This window comes from Leisingera sp. ABM4_060 (assembly GCF_056158765.1).
Genome location: NZ_JBSWTX010000001.1, coordinates 1312343 through 1326781, shown reverse-complemented (window position 1 = coordinate 1326781; position 14439 = coordinate 1312343). Strand labels below are relative to the sequence as shown.

Genomic DNA, 14439 nt, shown 5'->3' with positions numbered 1-14439 from the left:
CCGCGATCCCTGGCAAGGCTGCCGGTACTGGGGAAGAACGCCGCTTCAGGCCTTGGCGTGACCGGCAAATTGCAGGCCTTGATCAGGCCCCGGTTCTCTTTACCCGCCTGCGGGTCCTGACTGCCCGCCAGAGTTCACTTCCAGAAACTCCCTCAGCAGGCGGTTGAATTCCGGTGCCTTTTCGATGTTAACCAGATGACCGGTTCCGGGGAACCTGTGCCATGCGGCGTTGGGCAGGACCTCCTGCAAAAGGGCATTGGTTTCTGCCACCAGGTAGTAATCCTCGTCCCCTGTCACCAGCATCACCGGTTTGGCAAGCGCCCTCAGGCGCGCCTGGTCTTCAAACAGGGAACGGCGGTTCCAATGCAGCGTTGACAGCACATGCACGGCGCCTTCGGCCGGCTGGCTGCGCAGGTTTTCCGCATAAACCGCCCAGTCTTCCGGGGAATTCCTCTGAAAGCTCTGATAGGCGGGGTCCTCTTCCAGAACCGCGACAGCACCGTTCCCGCCATCTCTCTCCCGCAGCCGGATTTCATGGCCGACCCAGTCCTCGCGGTAGCGGGTCTGCTCGGCTTCGTCCCGGGGACCGGAACTGTTGCCGACCAAGGTGACGCTTGCGGTGCGGGGGGAATGGTTCAGGGCAAAGTCCAGGCTGGTGAAGCTGCCCATGGAGGTTCCGACGAGATGGGCGTCTTCCAGCCCGAGGTGGTCCAGCAGGGCCAGGAGGTCAGCGGTCGACTGCGCTTGCCCGTATTGGCTGCGCTCCTGGGGGATGGCGGAGGGCAGGAAGCCGCGGGCGCAATAGGTGATGCAGCGGAAAGATTGCGACAGAACCGGAACTTGCCGGTGCCAGCTGCGGTGGTCGCCGCCGAATTCGTGAACAAAGACAATCGGGGCGCCGCTTCCGGCCTCTTCGTAATAGAGCCGGATGCCATCGGCGGTCTGGAATTCGGGCATATTAAAAGTCCTGCCTGAGTTTTCGAGAGTAGGGTAATCAGCGCGCCAGAACTGCAATTGCAGCAGCGTCATAGCCGAGTTCGGCCAGAATCTCCGCGGTGTGCTCACCCAGTTCCGGCGCCTGGCTTTCCTGCTGGCCGCGCTCCGCGATGGGGTTGCGGGCAAATTGCATGCTGCGGCCGTCCGAACCGGCTTCGACGCTGGAAAAGGCGGCGTATTCTTCGGCAATGGGGCTGTCGGCGATGGTCTGGATGGTCTCTACCACCGAACAGGGAATGGCATTTTTGATCAGGATCTTCGTCCAATAGGCCGACGGGTGCTGTTTCAGTTGCGCGCCCAGCACCTCATCCAGCGCATCCCGGTTGGCCAGCCGCGCCTCGTCGCCCTGGAACCGCGGATCGTCCAGTAGTTCGGTGTAGCCGATGGCCTCGCAGAAGCGCGGCCAGTCCTTGTCGCTGCCGAGGCCGATGACAATGTCCCGGTCGGCAGTGGGGTAGGGCTCGAACGGTGTCATCGACGGATGGCGGGACCCGATCGGCCCCGGCACGATGCCCGCGTTCAGATACCGCGCAAAGGCATTTTCCAGGCACACCCACTGGCAGGCCAGCATGGAGACATCCAGATGGCTGGTTTCAGCTGCGCCTTTGGCATCACGCTCATAGAGGCGCTGCAGGATGCCGATGGTGGTGAACAGGGCGGCTGCGATATCGCCAACCGAGAAGCCGACGCGGGTCGGCTCGCCCCCCAGCTCGCCGTTGATGCTCATCATGCCGCTCATCGCCTGCACCACGATGTCATAGGCCGGGCGGTGCGACAGGCTGCCGGCCTGGCCGAAGCCGCTGATCGAGGCGGAGATCAGCCGCGGATTGATCCGCTTGAGGTCGGCATCGCCGCAGCCCAGCCGGTCGCGCACGCCGGGGCGCATGTTTTCGACAAAAACGTCAGCGGTGGCCAGCAGCTTGTGCAGGGCTTCCTTGCCCTCCTCGGTTTTCAGATCCAGTTTCACAGACCGTTTGTTGCGGTTCAGCGAGGCGAAATAGAGGCTGATGCCGTCCTCGAACGGCGGGGTGGTGCGGGCCAGGTCGCCGTTCGGGTTTTCCACCTTGATCACATCGGCACCGAGGCTGGCAAGCAGCCAGGTGCAGAACGGGCCGGATAGCACCGAGGTCATATCGACAATGCGGATGCCTTTCATGACGAACCTCCCCTCAGCATGGACTTGAGTGTTTTCAGATGCGCCGCGTCCGCGGCCAGCGCCGTGGCGCACAAGCTGCGACAAGTGTCCTGCAGCGCGTCCCGCGGCACCAGACGGTCGGCCAGGCCCCAGGCGGCGGCGTCCTCTGAGCTCACGGTGTCGCCGCCGAGCAGGATTGCAGCGCAGCGGCCGGGACTGCTCAGGGCCTGCAATGTATCCACGTCATACTGCCCGGGCAGCACGTTGTTTTTGAGGACGGGATAAGAGAACCGTGCCTCGGGCACGCAGACGCGGATGTCGCAGCCAAGTGCCAGGGTCAGACCGCCGCCGATGCAGGGGCCGTTGATGGCCGCCACTGTCAGCACCGGAACAGCACGCAGCGCCGCGGACATCTCGTCCCAAGGGTCGGGGCCGTCCAATTCGTCGTAGAGCGTGTTCAGATCCGCACCGGCGCAAAATACCCGTTCGCCTGCGCCTGTGAGGATGACGGCCCGCAGTTCTTTGTCACTGGCGGCCGTGCGGAAGATGTCCCGCAGCGCCGTCAGCATCCCGGTGGTCAGGGAATTGGCCTTGTCCGGCCGGTTGATGGTGACGGTCAGGCAGGCGCCTTCGCACCGGGTCAGGATCAGGCTGTCTGCATTCATGACCGGAACTCCGGTACTGTGCGCTCCAGCATCCGGATCAGCGCGGGCCATTGCACTTCGCCGTGCGGGCCGTTTTCCGGTGCGCCCCAATCGTGCAGGGCGGCCATAGCATCCTTGGTGATGGAGATGGGTTTGTCCGTGGCGCCTAGGATATCCACCTGGATCTTGCAGGCCATCTCAAGGAAATAGTGATAGGTGAAAGCCTCTGCCGCGGTTCGCCCGACGGCCAGCAGCCCGTGGTTCTGCAGCAGCATGGCGAAATTGCCGCCCAGGTCGCGGGCCAGAAGCGCGCCTTCGTCTTCCACTGCGGTGGAGTCCTGGTAGGGGTGGCTGGACAGGGTGCCAAGCACAAATCCCGCGTGCTGCGACAGCGGCAGCAGGCCTTCAGGCATTGCCGAGACCGCGACACCTGCACGGGTGTGGCTGTGGATCACGTAGTTCACATCGGGGCGCGCGTTCAAAATGCCGGAATGGATGATATGCCCGGCCAGATTGATGATCTTGCCGCTGCCGGGCTGATCATCCACCGCTTCACCCTCAAACGACATGCGGGTGAGGTTCGATGCCGTAATCTCATCGAACATCAGGTCGTGCGAGTTCAGCAGGTAGTGCCCTGGGTCCTGCGGCAACCGGGCCGAGATATGGGTCGAGGTCAGGTCGGTCCAGCCATAGTGGTGCGACAGCCGGTAGAGCGCGGCCAGATCCTGGCGGGTCTGGGTGGCGGTGCTGGATGAAGAGGTCAGCATTCCGGTTCTCCCAAGGCGTCGCGGTACAGATTGTGAAAATGGCGCAGTCCGACTTCGCTCATGGCGCCGCAGCCGTCGCCGATGACATAAGGCCCGGGCTCGAACGCGCGGCTTTGCATGCCTTTCTGGATTTTGGAGACGACCACCTCGTCCTCGGCGCCGGTGGTTTCGCGGTGCTTGACCATCAAGGCGCGCACTTCCTCGTCCGAAACCGTGCCGCTTGCAAACCAGCGGTAACGGTAGATGGTGCGGTTCCACGCCACCGGCAGCCATTGCCGGATGGTGAAATAGCCGCCCGGGTAGCAGCACATCGAGACATTCGGCCAGATCCAATAGGCGCCGTAGTCGCCGGCCCGCGGACTGGCTTCCAGGTTGTAGTCGTACTGCTTTTCGTTTCTGGTTTGTGCTTTGCCGTCGTGCCAGATGGTCATGCCGCGCGGTACCGTGGTGTAGCCTTCCATGTCCAGAACGCCATGGGTCAGCGAGGAGGCATGCACTGTGGGACAGTGGTAGCATTCGTTGTAGTTCTCGACCGACAATTTCCAGTTGGACTTGTGCTCGATCTCGGTTTCGCAGACGAACCGCAGCTGGGCTGGATCGGGGTGAAAGCTCAGCAGGTTTTCCCTGTAGTCCTCCAGCGCAGGCCCCATTGGCGCAGCATCCTCGTCCAGATTGACAAAGACAAAGCCGCAAAAGACCTCCGCCCGGACCCCGCGCAGGTTAATCTGATCGCAGGTCAGCCCGTCGCTTTCGACGGATCCGGGAGCGCGGCGCAGCTTGCCGTTAATCTCGTAGGTCCAGGCGTGGTAGGGGCAGACCAAGACCCGCTTGCCCTTGCCTTGGCCCTCAACCAGTGGGTGGCCGCGGTGGCGGCAGATATTGTAGTAGGCCTTGATGCCGCCATCCGGCGCGCGGATCACAAAGACATCCTCATCAACAATGGTGAAGGTCTTGAAATCGCCCGGTTCCGCGATCTCGGACACATGGCAGACGCATTGCCAGCTGCGGAAGAAGATCTTCTCCTTGTCGGTCTCAAAACACTCCGGCTCAACGTAATACCGCGCAGCCAATGGCGTATCCCGTGACATATGCTCTCCGTTTCCGGCCGGCGTACCAATGGCAGCCGGTTTGTTCGCTCCTGATAAGGGGCAGCCTGCCTTGTTGTAATTGTCATGAATAGATAGAAAGATTTTACACCTAGGGTAATTTCAGGTTGGCCTATTCATGTCCGAAGCCTCCAATCCCGTTCCGCTGGGCGCGGTCCGTGTCTTTGCCGTCGCCGCGCGGTATGAGAATTTCAAGCGCGCGGCTGGCGAATTGGGGGTGACCCCAACCGCCGTCAGCTCGCAGATCAAATCTCTCGAGGCGTTCCTCGGTTGCGCGCTGTTTGACCGCAACGCCCAGTCGGTCTCTCTGAACGAGGCGGGGCGGCAGTTTTCCGTGGCCTGTGAGGCGGTGTTTGCCAGCCTCGACAGAGCGGTCCAGGACGTGCGCCAAACGGCCGGCCGCGCGTCGATCACCGTTGGCGTGGGCGCCCTGATCGGCTCGCAATGGCTGTCCAAACGGTTGTTCAGCTTCTGGCAGCGTTTTCCCGAAACCGGGCTGCACCTGCAATATTCGCCTGGCGGGGTTGAGTTCTCGGATGGTCAAACAGACATGATGCTGGCCTGGGGCGATGGCCGCTGGCCAGGGCTGGTCTCGGAGCCACTGCTGCGGTTTCAGACCGCGCCGGTTACTGGTCCGTCCTTGCTGGCGGGAAAGCCGGTTCCCGCGGCCCCGGCGGACCTGCTGGAGCTGCCGCTGCTGCATTGGAAGGACACATTCGACTGGCAGGAATGGTTCGCCGCCATGCAGGTCGACACAGGCGGGCATTTGCCCGGGGTCGTCATTGACAATTCCAGTGTCCTTCTCCGGGCGGCGCTGTCCGGGCAGGGGGTTGCCCTTGGGCTGCTGCCGCTGATTGAGGGGGAACTGCAATCCGGACAGCTTCTGCGCCCGTTTCCTGCGGATTTCACGCCCTCACGGTCTTATCACCTGGTTTACCCGCCGGAAGCCATGGAGCAGCCGCAGCTGAAGGCGTTCCGGGATTGGATAATCCGTGAAGCCGAACACCCTGAGGAGAACCGGGCAGACGCCGTCTCTGCCTGAAGACACTCTGTCTTTGATCTGCTGCCTGGCTGTTCTGCTGCCGCCTCCAGCCGCAGGCCGGCGGTTCGTTCCCTTGGTCGACAGGAGGCGCCCCGAAACAACAAAAGCGCCCCGGGCTGGAGCGCTTTGCCGTCTATTTCCAACCTCTTAGGGGGAGGTTGGCTCCGGCGGTAGGGATCGAACCTACGACCAATTGATTAACAGTCAACTGCTCTACCGCTGAGCTACGCCGGAATGTGAGGCGTCGTATAGAAGCTCCAATCTGCGGCGTCCAGAGAAAAAATCGCTTTGCTCAAGAAATTTTTTCTGCGGCAAAACACAAGGCCGTCAGAGGCGCAGGCCTGCCGTTTCAGGGCGGGCAAAACAGCTGAGGTTCTTGCTGGAAGAGGGGATGTCTGATTGCCGGGATGCCAGCGAAGCTGACAGTGGACGGTGCGGAACAGAACCGGAGACGCGCCGTGGCCGACGGCCAGCGCACGGGAAAACCTCTTGTGTTTTCATGTGCTTGAAAATGGCTCCGGCGGTAGGGATCGAACCTACGACCAATTGATTAACAGTCAACTGCTCTACCGCTGAGCTACGCCGGAACGGTCTGTGCCGTATAGCGCCCCCCGGAACAGGCGTCCAGAGGGGCAGGGGAAGTTTTTTGAAAAAAATCAGCCGCCGCGGAGCTCAAAGACGGCAGTTGCCGACAGGGGGCCTTGCGGTGCTGCCAGCGCGCGGGTGGTGAGGTCCACCAAATGGGCAAAGACATTGCGTTCTGCCGCTTTCATCAGCGCGGCAGGGGTTTCGGTGTAGATCTGCTCTGCCAGCGCGCGGGCGGTTGCAGGTGCTTTTGCCAGCGCCTGCAGAATCGCGGCCTCGCGCGATTCCCGGTGCGCAATCAGCCAGTCGAGCCGCCCGGCGGGATCGGTGACCGGCGCGCCGTGGCCGGGGTGGAAGACCCGCCAGCTGCGTGCCCGCAGGCGGCGGCAGGAGGCCATGAAATCCGTGAGGTCGCCATCCGGCGGTGACACCAGCGAACTGGCCCAGCCCATGACGTGGTCGGCGGTGAAACAGGCATCGCCCCAGGCCAGCGCGATATGGTTGCCCAGATGCCCGGGCGTGTGAATCACTTCCAGTTCCCAGCCGTCTCCCTGGATGGTTTCACCGTCACCTATGACGATGTCCGGGGAAAATCCGGTGTCGATCCCCTCACCGCCGCCGGCCAGCCCGTCCGCGGCCAGCTGCGCCATGACCGCGCTGCGCCCTGCTTCCGGCCCGCCAAAGGCATAGACCGGCGCGCCGGTGGCCTGGCTCAGGGCCGGGGCCAGCGGCGAATGGTCCAGGTGGCTGTGGGTCACGATGATATGGGTGATCTTCTGACCGGGCTGCACGGCCGCCAGGATCGCCTCAAGATGTGCGTCCGACCCGGGTCCGGGATCAATCACTGCGAGGCTGCGGGTGCCAAGCATATAGGTATTGGTGCCGCGGTAAGTCATTGGCATGGGATTCGGCGCCAGGATCCGGCGCAGGCCGGGTTCCAGCTCCTCGGCCGCGCCGGCGGCCGGGTTGAAATCGTCTGGTGCCTGCATGGTCTCGCCCCGCTGCTGTTTTCCTGGCCGCTGCGCGCCTGGAGTGTCTTTCCTCTTTCCCAAGCGCCCGATAGGTTTAGCCCATGTTCTTCAAATGGCTCAAACGATATATGCCGCGCAGTCTCTATGCCCGGGCGGCGCTGATCCTGGTGGTGCCGATCGTGGCGCTGCAGATCGTGGTTTCGGTGGTGTTCATCAAGCGCGACCTTGAGGATGTCACCGTGCAAATGACCGCAACGGTGCTGCGTGAGCTGGTGCTGCTGCAGCAGATCATGGCCAGCGAGCCTGACCAGGAGGCGGCGCTGGCGCAAATCGCCCCGCTGCTGCAGCCGCTGAACATGCAGGCCCGGTTCCTGGCGCCGGATGCGCCGCCGCCACAGAACCAGTTCAGCCTCAATGAGTTCTCCGGCAGGGTGGTGCGCGACGAGCTGCAGAAGACCTTTCCGGCGTTTCTGGCAGCCCGGTTTCCGGCCGACCGCACCGCGCATATCTATTTCGAGACCGTACACGGGCCGCTGGAGCTGAGCTTTGACCGCCGCCGCCTGACCGCGGCCGCGCCGCACCAGCTGATTGTCACCATGCTGCTGTTCGGCCTGCTGATGACGCTGATTTCCTTTCTCTACATGCGCAACCAGCTGCGTCCGATCAAGCGGCTGGCCAATGCAGCCGAGGCCTTCGGGCGCGGGCGCGCGGTGCCCTACTCCCCGGCCGGCGCGCTGGAGGTCCGGGCCGCGGGCAGCGCCTTCCTTGATATGCGGGCGCGGATCGAGCGTCAGATCGAACAGCGTACCCTGATGCTGTCGGGGGTGAGCCATGATTTGCGCACGCCTTTGACCCGGATGAAGCTGGAGCTGGCGCTGCTTGACGAGGAGGACGCGGCGCCGATGCTGCGCGACGTGGATGAGATGCAGGCGCTGCTGGATGCCTTCCTCGATTTCTCCCGCGGGGCAGCAGTCAGCGAGCCGGAACCGGTGGATCCGCAAGAGCTGATCCGGACCATTACCGCCGACTGGCAGCGGCAGGAAAAACTGGTGGTGCTGGGTGAAATGTCCGGCGAGGGTGAGGTGATGCTGCGCCGCCAGCCAATGCGGCGCGCGGTGGAGAACCTGATTTCCAATGCTGTGCGCTATGGTTCGCAGGCGCGGGTATCGGTGGCGCTGACCGATCGTTCGATGCGGATCCGGGTCGAAGATGACGGCCCCGGCATCCCTGCCGCGCAGCGCGGTGATGCGGTGCGCCCGTTCACTCGGCTGGACCCGGCACGCAACCAGGACCGGGGATCCGGGGTTGGCCTCGGGCTCGCAATTGTGGCCGACACGGCACGGGCCCATGGCGGCACCCTGCGCCTGGGTGAGAGCCTGGAACTGGGCGGGCTGAAGGCGGATATCGTGATCGCCCGCTGAACCGCGGCGGCCTCCGGAAAGGGCGCGCCGGCCTGTTGCGCCGCACCGGAAACAAGCGCACGCCTGCTTTTCCATATATTCTTTCTTTGCGGATATCCCTTTGATCCCGGGCAGCTTGCCCGGGACCGAAACACTGTTGGGAGACCCCTCATGCCGCAGATTGATCCTTTTGCCCATTTCCGCCGCGGGCTGGAAAGCCCTGTCACGCATCAGCTGAACATCACGCCGCAGGACGGTATCGACCTGCCTGTCAGGCCGCGGGTGCTGCGGGTGCTGACGTCTGGCGATCTGGCGCTGCGCGATGAGGCCGGAACCGTAATCACCTATGCCGTGGAAGCGGGAGAGATCATCGGCTTTTCCGTTGTCGGCGTCGAAGCCACCGGGACAACGGCCGCCGTCGCAGGATGGTACTGAGACCGTGCGGACATGCCTCCACCGGCCAGCGGCACGGTTTGTGTGCTGTTGGCCGGCTCCGGCCTGACATGCCGTTCCAGAGGCGCGAGGCACAAGATGAAAGGTCCGGGCAGCTCCTGCGGGTTCAGATTGATCCGCTGGATGCAAACGGGAAAGCTTGAGAAAATCAGTGCGGGCGTTCTGCCTGCGCGCTGAAGGGGATTCCCCTTTTAAGGACTTCCTCCCCTATCGGAGACGTTCTTCCTTAAGTCGGTTCTTACGGTCCTGATGTCGCAAATGCTGATCATTCCGGCGCGCTGGCATCGAGTCCGGGACGCGGATCTCTGGTGTTTGAGCGCATCCGCCTCGTACAGGCGACCTGACTCAAGGGAGGAGAAACCCGTGTCACCATCTGATCCGAATACCGTGAAACCCGGGCTGGGAATGGCGCTGCTGCCGATCCTGCTGACGCTGGCCGTTCTGGGCGTCCAGCTGTTCTACTTCGGGGACTTCACCCCGCATATTCCGCTGGCCATCGGCATTGCCATCACCGCTTTGGTGGGGCTGAAGCTGGGCCACAAGTGGGACAACATCGAAGAAGGCGTGTTCCACGTCATCAATATCTCGCTGCCGTCGGTGTCGATCCTGATCACCGTCGGCATGATCGTCGGCATCTGGATTGCCAGCGGCACCGTGCCGACACTGATCTATTACGGGCTGAAGATCCTGTCGCCGGAGCTGTTCCTGGCTGCGGGCATGGTGCTGTGCTCCATTGTGTCGGTGTCGCTGGGTACCTCCTGGGGCACCGTCGGCACCGTTGGCCTGGCGCTGATGGGGATCGGCGCGGGCTTTGGCATTCCGATGTACTGGACCGCCGGCGCGGTGGTTTCCGGCGCCTTCTTCGGCGACAAGATCTCGCCCTTGTCGGATACCACCAACCTGGCTCCCGCCGTCACCGGCACCAACCTGTTCGACCACATCCGCAACATGCTGCCGACCACCGTGCCGTCGATGCTGATTGCGCTGGTGATCTATCTGGTTGTGGGCTTCACCCTGATCGACACTTCGCAGGTGTCGTTTGAACGCATCGACGCGATCACTGCTGCACTGGACGAGGCGTTCTGGATTTCGCCGCTGATGCTGCTGCCCGCATTGCTGGTCATTGTGCTGGCGGTGAAGAAGCAGCCGCCGATCCCGTCGCTGTTTGCCGGTGCGGTTGTCGGCGGCATCATGGCGATGGCGTGCCAGGGTGCGGGCCTGCATGAGACCTTCACATTCGCCAACAGCGGCTATGCCATCGAGACCGGCGTGGCGGAGATCGACCCGCTGCTGAACCGCGGCGGCATCCAGTCGATGATGTGGACCATCTCGCTGGTGCTGCTGGCGCTGGGGTTCGGCGGCGCGCTGGAGCGGACCGGCTGTCTGCAAGCCATCATCGAGGTGATCATTGCCCGGGTGAAGTCCTTTGCCGGCATCCAGACCTCGGCCATCCTGACGTCCGTGGCGACCAACACCGTGGCGGGCGACCCCTATCTGTCGATTGCCCTGCCGGGCCGGATGTATGCACCTGTGTATCGCGGCATGAAGTATTCGCCGCTGAACCTGTCGCGCGCCATCGAGGAGGGCGGCACGCTGGTGTCGCCGCTGATCCCCTGGAACGCGGGCGGTGCCTTTGTAATCTCGGCGCTAGCGCTGGGTATTGCCGACGGCAACTTTGAGAACTTGCTCTACATCCCGCTGGCTTTTGCCTGCTGGCTGTCGCCGCTCATCGGCATCTTCTATGCCATGACCGGCCTGTTCTCGCCCAGGGCCAGCGAGGATGAAATCGCAGCCTGGGAAAACAGCGGCGAGCCGGTGGCGCAAGTGACCGCCTGACCGCCCGCGCGCGCCGGGGCCTCCCCTCCGGCGCGCGTTTTGATGTAAACACCCCATCTGTTAGGTTACCGATATGCTTTCCCGCAGCTATGTCCCGAAAGGTGCGGCCAGTTTCCGGGTTGATTACGACGGGCCGCCAAAAGACATCTACTTCCTGCTTCTGCCGAAGCTGACCATGCTGGCCTTCAGCGCCGCCGTGGAACCGCTCAGGATCGCCAATCAGGTGACCGGCAAGGAGCTGTACCGCTGGTTCCTGATGAGTGAGAGCGGCGCGCCGGTGCCCTGTTCCAACGGTATCGAGGTCAAGACCGACCTGGACCTTGAGGATCTGCCGCGCGGCAGCTTTGCCTTTGTCTGCTCGGGCATCGAACCCTCGGACAGCACCAATCCCCGCACGCTGGCCTGGATCCGGCGGCAGAATGCCCATGGCAGCCGCTTCGGCGGCATCTGCACCGGCGCCTTTGCCCTGGCACAGGCCGGCATCCTGCAGGATCAGCGTTTTACCCTGCATTGGGAAAACCAGCCCTCGTTCTCGGAGTATTTTCCAGGCTTGGAGCCTACCGCCAACCTCTATGAAATCGACAGCGGGCTGATGACCTGCGGCGGCGGCAATGCGGCCACCGACATGATGCTGGAGATGATCGAGACCGACCATGGCAAGGACCTTGCTGTGATCGTGTCTGACATGTGCATCCACTTCCGCTCCAACAACCGCGAGGCGCTGCAGAAGTCGGCCTATTCGGTGGCCTTGAGCAGCAGGAACCAGCATCTGATCAACGCGATGCAATTCATGCACGACACCATCGAGGAGCCGGTGGAGATCGGCGAGGTGGCAGATCATGCCCAAATCTCGCGCCGCCAGCTGGAGCGGCTGTTCCAGCGCTATGTCGGCACCTCGCCGGTTCAGTTCTACATCGAGCTTCGGGTCGGGCGGGCTTTGGCGCTGCTGAACGAAACAAACCTGACGGTGGCGGAAATTTCCGCAGCGACCGGGTTCAGCAGTGCCACGCAGCTATCGATCCGGTTCAAGAAGCGCTACGGGCAGTCGCCGGCGTCCTTTCGCAAGAGCTGGAGCAGCACGCCGGAGTAGGAAGGGCGCAAGGCCTGCCTGCCCCTGGATGCACTGCAAAGGCCGGCCCGGTAAACAGCACGTCGAAGGCGCCGTTCCAGCCTGTGCTGCTACCCCTCGACCACTGTCATTGCGCAGCCGCGATGGGCATTGGGCATGCCAACGTGATGGGGGTTCTGCACGAGATACCAGACCGGCGCATGCCCCGGTGCCTGAGTGCGCGAATAGGTGCATCCGTCAGGTGAAGTCCAATGCGCGGCATTGCCGCTGCGGGACACGCTTTCCTGCGACAGGAAGCTGTTGACGATCTGCCGCTGAGCAACCGGGTTACGGTAGTTCGTGGCAGGCCCATACATTTTGGACAAATCGTTCCTGTCAAACTCAACTGCCCCGCAGGCAGACAGGGCAAGACACAGGGTGGAAGGGATAATCAAACGCATTGCAGGCATTCCTTTTGCAACAGGACACTGGAACAGCCCTAGCCAGACTCCAATCTGCCGCCCACACCCTAAGCAGAAAGCCGGAAACCAGAACAACTATAGGGTAAATGTTTGGGGCAAAGAATGCACAATTCGTTAACGGATGAGGGGCGTCTAAAATGCAAGATATTTTTGGCCGGATAAATTTCCAGAATACAGGTTCATTCGGCGCGCCGGGACCTGCCTTAACCCTCTGTTTTCCCGAAGGTGATACTGACTGAAGGAGTTACGAGGGAGTGGTCGCTATGCGGAAAGCCATTAAGTTCAATCTACTGCTGTTCACGGTTGCGGCACTGGCAGGCTGCGTTTCGCCGGAGCAGTTTGAAACGGAACCGGTGCAGCTCGAAACCGGCAAAGGTATTGTCACTTGCCAGTTGTACACAAAGGACCGGGTTCTTTGGGACCGCTCGATTAGCCGCCCGCAATCAATGTCGATCGAAGAGGCCGACGCCATCTGCCAGCAGGAAGGGCACAGGCAAAAGAACGGTGGCTGAGCGCCGCGCCGTTGACCGCTTGCAAACATGAAGATGCGAGCGCCGGCGGTCATTCGGTCTGGATGGCCGAATGACCGCCGGTATCCGCTCGCCCGTTCCGGATTTATTGAGTTGTCAAGCCTCTCCAGGCGGGGCTGGTTGCAGGGAGGCCTCTCGCAGCGGAGACCCTGTGCAACGCAGCGGGCCTGCATCAGTTTCGTGCTTGGATGCGATGAAACTGCGGCACACCCTGGTTTTCGATCTTTTGCGAAATTCAGGCGGTCGGACCGTTATTCGGCACGCTGGATACCCTGAAAACCTGAGTATGGTGGTAGGCCCGGCAGGATTCGAACCTGCAACCAAAGCGTTATGAGCGCTCTGCTCTAACCGTTGAGCTACAGGCCCGCCATGGTTCGTGGGTATGAAATAGGGCGGATGAGGTCAAGCGGTGATTGCCGGGGCCGCGGGCGATTTTGCGGCAGGCTGCCGGAGCAGCGCCTCCAGCCGTTTTACCGTGTTTTCAATCGTCAAATCCCGGCGGCGGTCCGGCGTGCGGCGTGAGGGGTAGACGGCAAAGACTTCCTTGAGCGGCGCCTCGTACCCGGGCAGCACCTGCTCGTATTCGCCGGAGGCCAGCTGCGCTTCGACCATGAAGCGGGGCGCGCGGGTAAAGCCGGATCCGCTGCTGACAGCCCGCATGATCAGGTCCGGGTCATCCGCGGTGAACCCCACTTGCACCGGCGCCAGAAACTCCTGCCCCCCGCGGCGCAGCGGAAAAAAGCCTTTGGTCTGGTCCTCGTAATGCTGAATGAACTTGAGCCGCTGCAGCTGATCCGGGGTCTGCGGCCGGCCTTCGCGGTCCAGGTATTCGGGGGCGGCAAACATTACGGTTTCCAGCACCGAGATTTTGCGGCCGAAACCGTCGGTATCACCCAGCTGCCCGGTGCGGATGGCCAGGTCATAGCCTTCGCGCACCACATCGACCAGCCGGTCCTCCAGCCGCATCACGATGTTCAGGTCCGGATGGTCGCGGTCCATCTCTACCAGCATCGGGCCGATCACGCTGCGGCCCAGGAAGGAATTGACGCTGATCCGGAAAGTGCCGGAAACGCTGCCCTCCAGCGCATCGAGTTCTGCCGTCATCCGGTTGTAGCCGGTCAGCAGGGTTTGTGCGTGGCTGTACACCAGATCGCCGGCGCGGGTGGCGTGGATGCCCTTGGCGGTGCGGTGCAGCAGCTGCTGGCCGGTCAGGTTTTCCAGCTGCTTGATCTGCTGGCTGACGGCGGACTGGGTGATGCCGCGGCGCTGGGCTGCCTTGTTCAGGCTGCCTTCGTCCAAGGCAATTGCAAATGTTTCGAGCAGGGAAAGCCTGTCCATGATTAACCTATAAGCATTGCTGATAACCGCTATCGGAGCCGCTGGGCTGCAAGTGCCGGAAGCACTGGCTTATCTCCGGGGGGCAGGGAATTTCTCCTTGGACAGA

At 62.5% G+C, this 14439-nt stretch carries 14 protein-coding genes and 3 tRNA genes; 6 read left to right on the top strand and 11 right to left on the bottom strand.

What is annotated here, in order from left to right; translation table 11 throughout:
• Window positions 1–99 precede the first annotated feature (99 nt).
• From ACXAEH_RS06500 to ACXAEH_RS06480, 5 genes are read right to left on the bottom strand one after another with little or no spacing between them, the layout of a single operon-like run.
• Window positions 100–957, bottom strand: coding sequence for an alpha/beta fold hydrolase (locus tag ACXAEH_RS06500; protein ID WP_475031645.1), 858 nt, complete (start codon window positions 955–957; stop codon window positions 100–102).
• A 37-nt stretch (window positions 958–994) separates the two neighbouring features.
• On the bottom strand, window positions 995–2152 hold the full coding sequence (locus tag ACXAEH_RS06495; protein ID WP_475031644.1) for a CaiB/BaiF CoA transferase family protein: 1158 nt from the start codon (window positions 2150–2152) through the stop codon (window positions 995–997).
• Window positions 2149–2796 carry an enoyl-CoA hydratase/isomerase family protein gene (locus ACXAEH_RS06490; protein WP_475031643.1) on the bottom strand — a complete coding sequence of 216 codons (648 nt, stop codon included), beginning with the start codon at window positions 2794–2796 and terminating at the stop codon, window positions 2149–2151. Before ACXAEH_RS06490 ends, ACXAEH_RS06495 begins: the two co-directional genes overlap by 4 nt.
• The gene (locus ACXAEH_RS06485; RefSeq protein WP_475031642.1) at window positions 2793–3542 is read right to left on the bottom strand and encodes a class II aldolase/adducin family protein; all 750 of its coding nucleotides are present in this window, start codon (window positions 3540–3542) and stop codon (window positions 2793–2795) included. The genes ACXAEH_RS06490 and ACXAEH_RS06485 overlap by 4 nt, the downstream gene beginning before the upstream one ends.
• Window positions 3536–4630 (bottom strand): aromatic ring-hydroxylating oxygenase subunit alpha, encoded by a 1095-nt coding sequence (locus ACXAEH_RS06480; protein ID WP_475031641.1) that lies wholly within the window; start codon window positions 4628–4630, stop codon window positions 3536–3538. The genes ACXAEH_RS06485 and ACXAEH_RS06480 overlap by 7 nt, the downstream gene beginning before the upstream one ends.
• Before the next feature lie 136 nt (window positions 4631–4766).
• On the opposite strand from ACXAEH_RS06480, the gene ACXAEH_RS06475 reads away from it, so the two are divergent.
• Window positions 4767–5690 carry a LysR substrate-binding domain-containing protein gene (locus tag ACXAEH_RS06475; RefSeq protein ID WP_475031639.1) on the top strand — a complete coding sequence of 308 codons (924 nt, stop codon included), beginning with the start codon at window positions 4767–4769 and terminating at the stop codon, window positions 5688–5690.
• A 159-nt stretch (window positions 5691–5849) separates the two neighbouring features.
• On the opposite strand, the gene ACXAEH_RS06470 is transcribed toward ACXAEH_RS06475, so the two are convergent.
• From ACXAEH_RS06470 to ACXAEH_RS06460, 3 genes are all read right to left on the bottom strand, one after another.
• Window positions 5850–5924, bottom strand: a tRNA-Asn gene (locus tag ACXAEH_RS06470).
• 278 nt (window positions 5925–6202) lie between these two features.
• A tRNA-Asn gene (locus ACXAEH_RS06465) sits at window positions 6203–6277 on the bottom strand.
• A 69-nt stretch (window positions 6278–6346) separates the two neighbouring features.
• A complete protein-coding gene (locus tag ACXAEH_RS06460; RefSeq protein WP_475031638.1) occupies window positions 6347–7264 on the bottom strand; it encodes an MBL fold metallo-hydrolase in 918 nt (305 codons plus the stop codon).
• A gap of 83 nt (window positions 7265–7347) precedes the next feature.
• On the opposite strand from ACXAEH_RS06460, the gene ACXAEH_RS06455 reads away from it, so the two are divergent.
• The 4 genes from ACXAEH_RS06455 (at window position 7348) to ACXAEH_RS06440 (ending at window position 12025) form a co-directional block, all read left to right on the top strand.
• Window positions 7348–8667, top strand: a complete 1320-nt coding sequence (locus ACXAEH_RS06455; RefSeq protein ID WP_475031636.1) for an ATP-binding protein — start codon at window positions 7348–7350, stop codon at window positions 8665–8667.
• Between the two features lie 150 nt (window positions 8668–8817).
• A complete protein-coding gene (locus tag ACXAEH_RS06450) occupies window positions 8818–9081 on the top strand; it encodes a spike base protein, RCAP_Rcc01079 family (RefSeq protein WP_475031635.1) in 264 nt (87 codons plus the stop codon).
• A 423-nt stretch (window positions 9082–9504) separates the two neighbouring features.
• Window positions 9505–10935 carry a Na+/H+ antiporter NhaC gene (gene nhaC / locus ACXAEH_RS06445; RefSeq protein ID WP_475035531.1) on the top strand — a complete coding sequence of 477 codons (1431 nt, stop codon included), beginning with the start codon at window positions 9505–9507 and terminating at the stop codon, window positions 10933–10935.
• 73 nt (window positions 10936–11008) lie between these two features.
• The gene (locus ACXAEH_RS06440) at window positions 11009–12025 is read left to right on the top strand and encodes a GlxA family transcriptional regulator (RefSeq protein ID WP_475031634.1); all 1017 of its coding nucleotides are present in this window, start codon (window positions 11009–11011) and stop codon (window positions 12023–12025) included.
• Between the two features lie 89 nt (window positions 12026–12114).
• Here the strand turns inward: ACXAEH_RS06440 and ACXAEH_RS06435 are convergent, their stop codons facing one another.
• A complete protein-coding gene (locus tag ACXAEH_RS06435; protein ID WP_475031633.1) occupies window positions 12115–12360 on the bottom strand; it encodes a hypothetical protein in 246 nt (81 codons plus the stop codon).
• 368 nt (window positions 12361–12728) lie between these two features.
• On the opposite strand from ACXAEH_RS06435, the gene ACXAEH_RS06430 reads away from it, so the two are divergent.
• A complete protein-coding gene (locus ACXAEH_RS06430; RefSeq protein WP_475031632.1) occupies window positions 12729–12977 on the top strand; it encodes a hypothetical protein in 249 nt (82 codons plus the stop codon).
• A gap of 308 nt (window positions 12978–13285) precedes the next feature.
• Here the strand turns inward: ACXAEH_RS06430 and ACXAEH_RS06425 are convergent.
• Both ACXAEH_RS06425 and ACXAEH_RS06420 read right to left on the bottom strand, forming a co-directional pair.
• Window positions 13286–13361 (bottom strand) — tRNA-Ile (locus tag ACXAEH_RS06425).
• A 36-nt stretch (window positions 13362–13397) separates the two neighbouring features.
• Entirely contained in the window at window positions 13398–14333 is a 936-nt protein-coding gene (locus ACXAEH_RS06420; RefSeq protein ID WP_475031631.1) for a LysR family transcriptional regulator, read from the bottom strand.
• Window positions 14334–14439 lie beyond the last annotated feature (106 nt).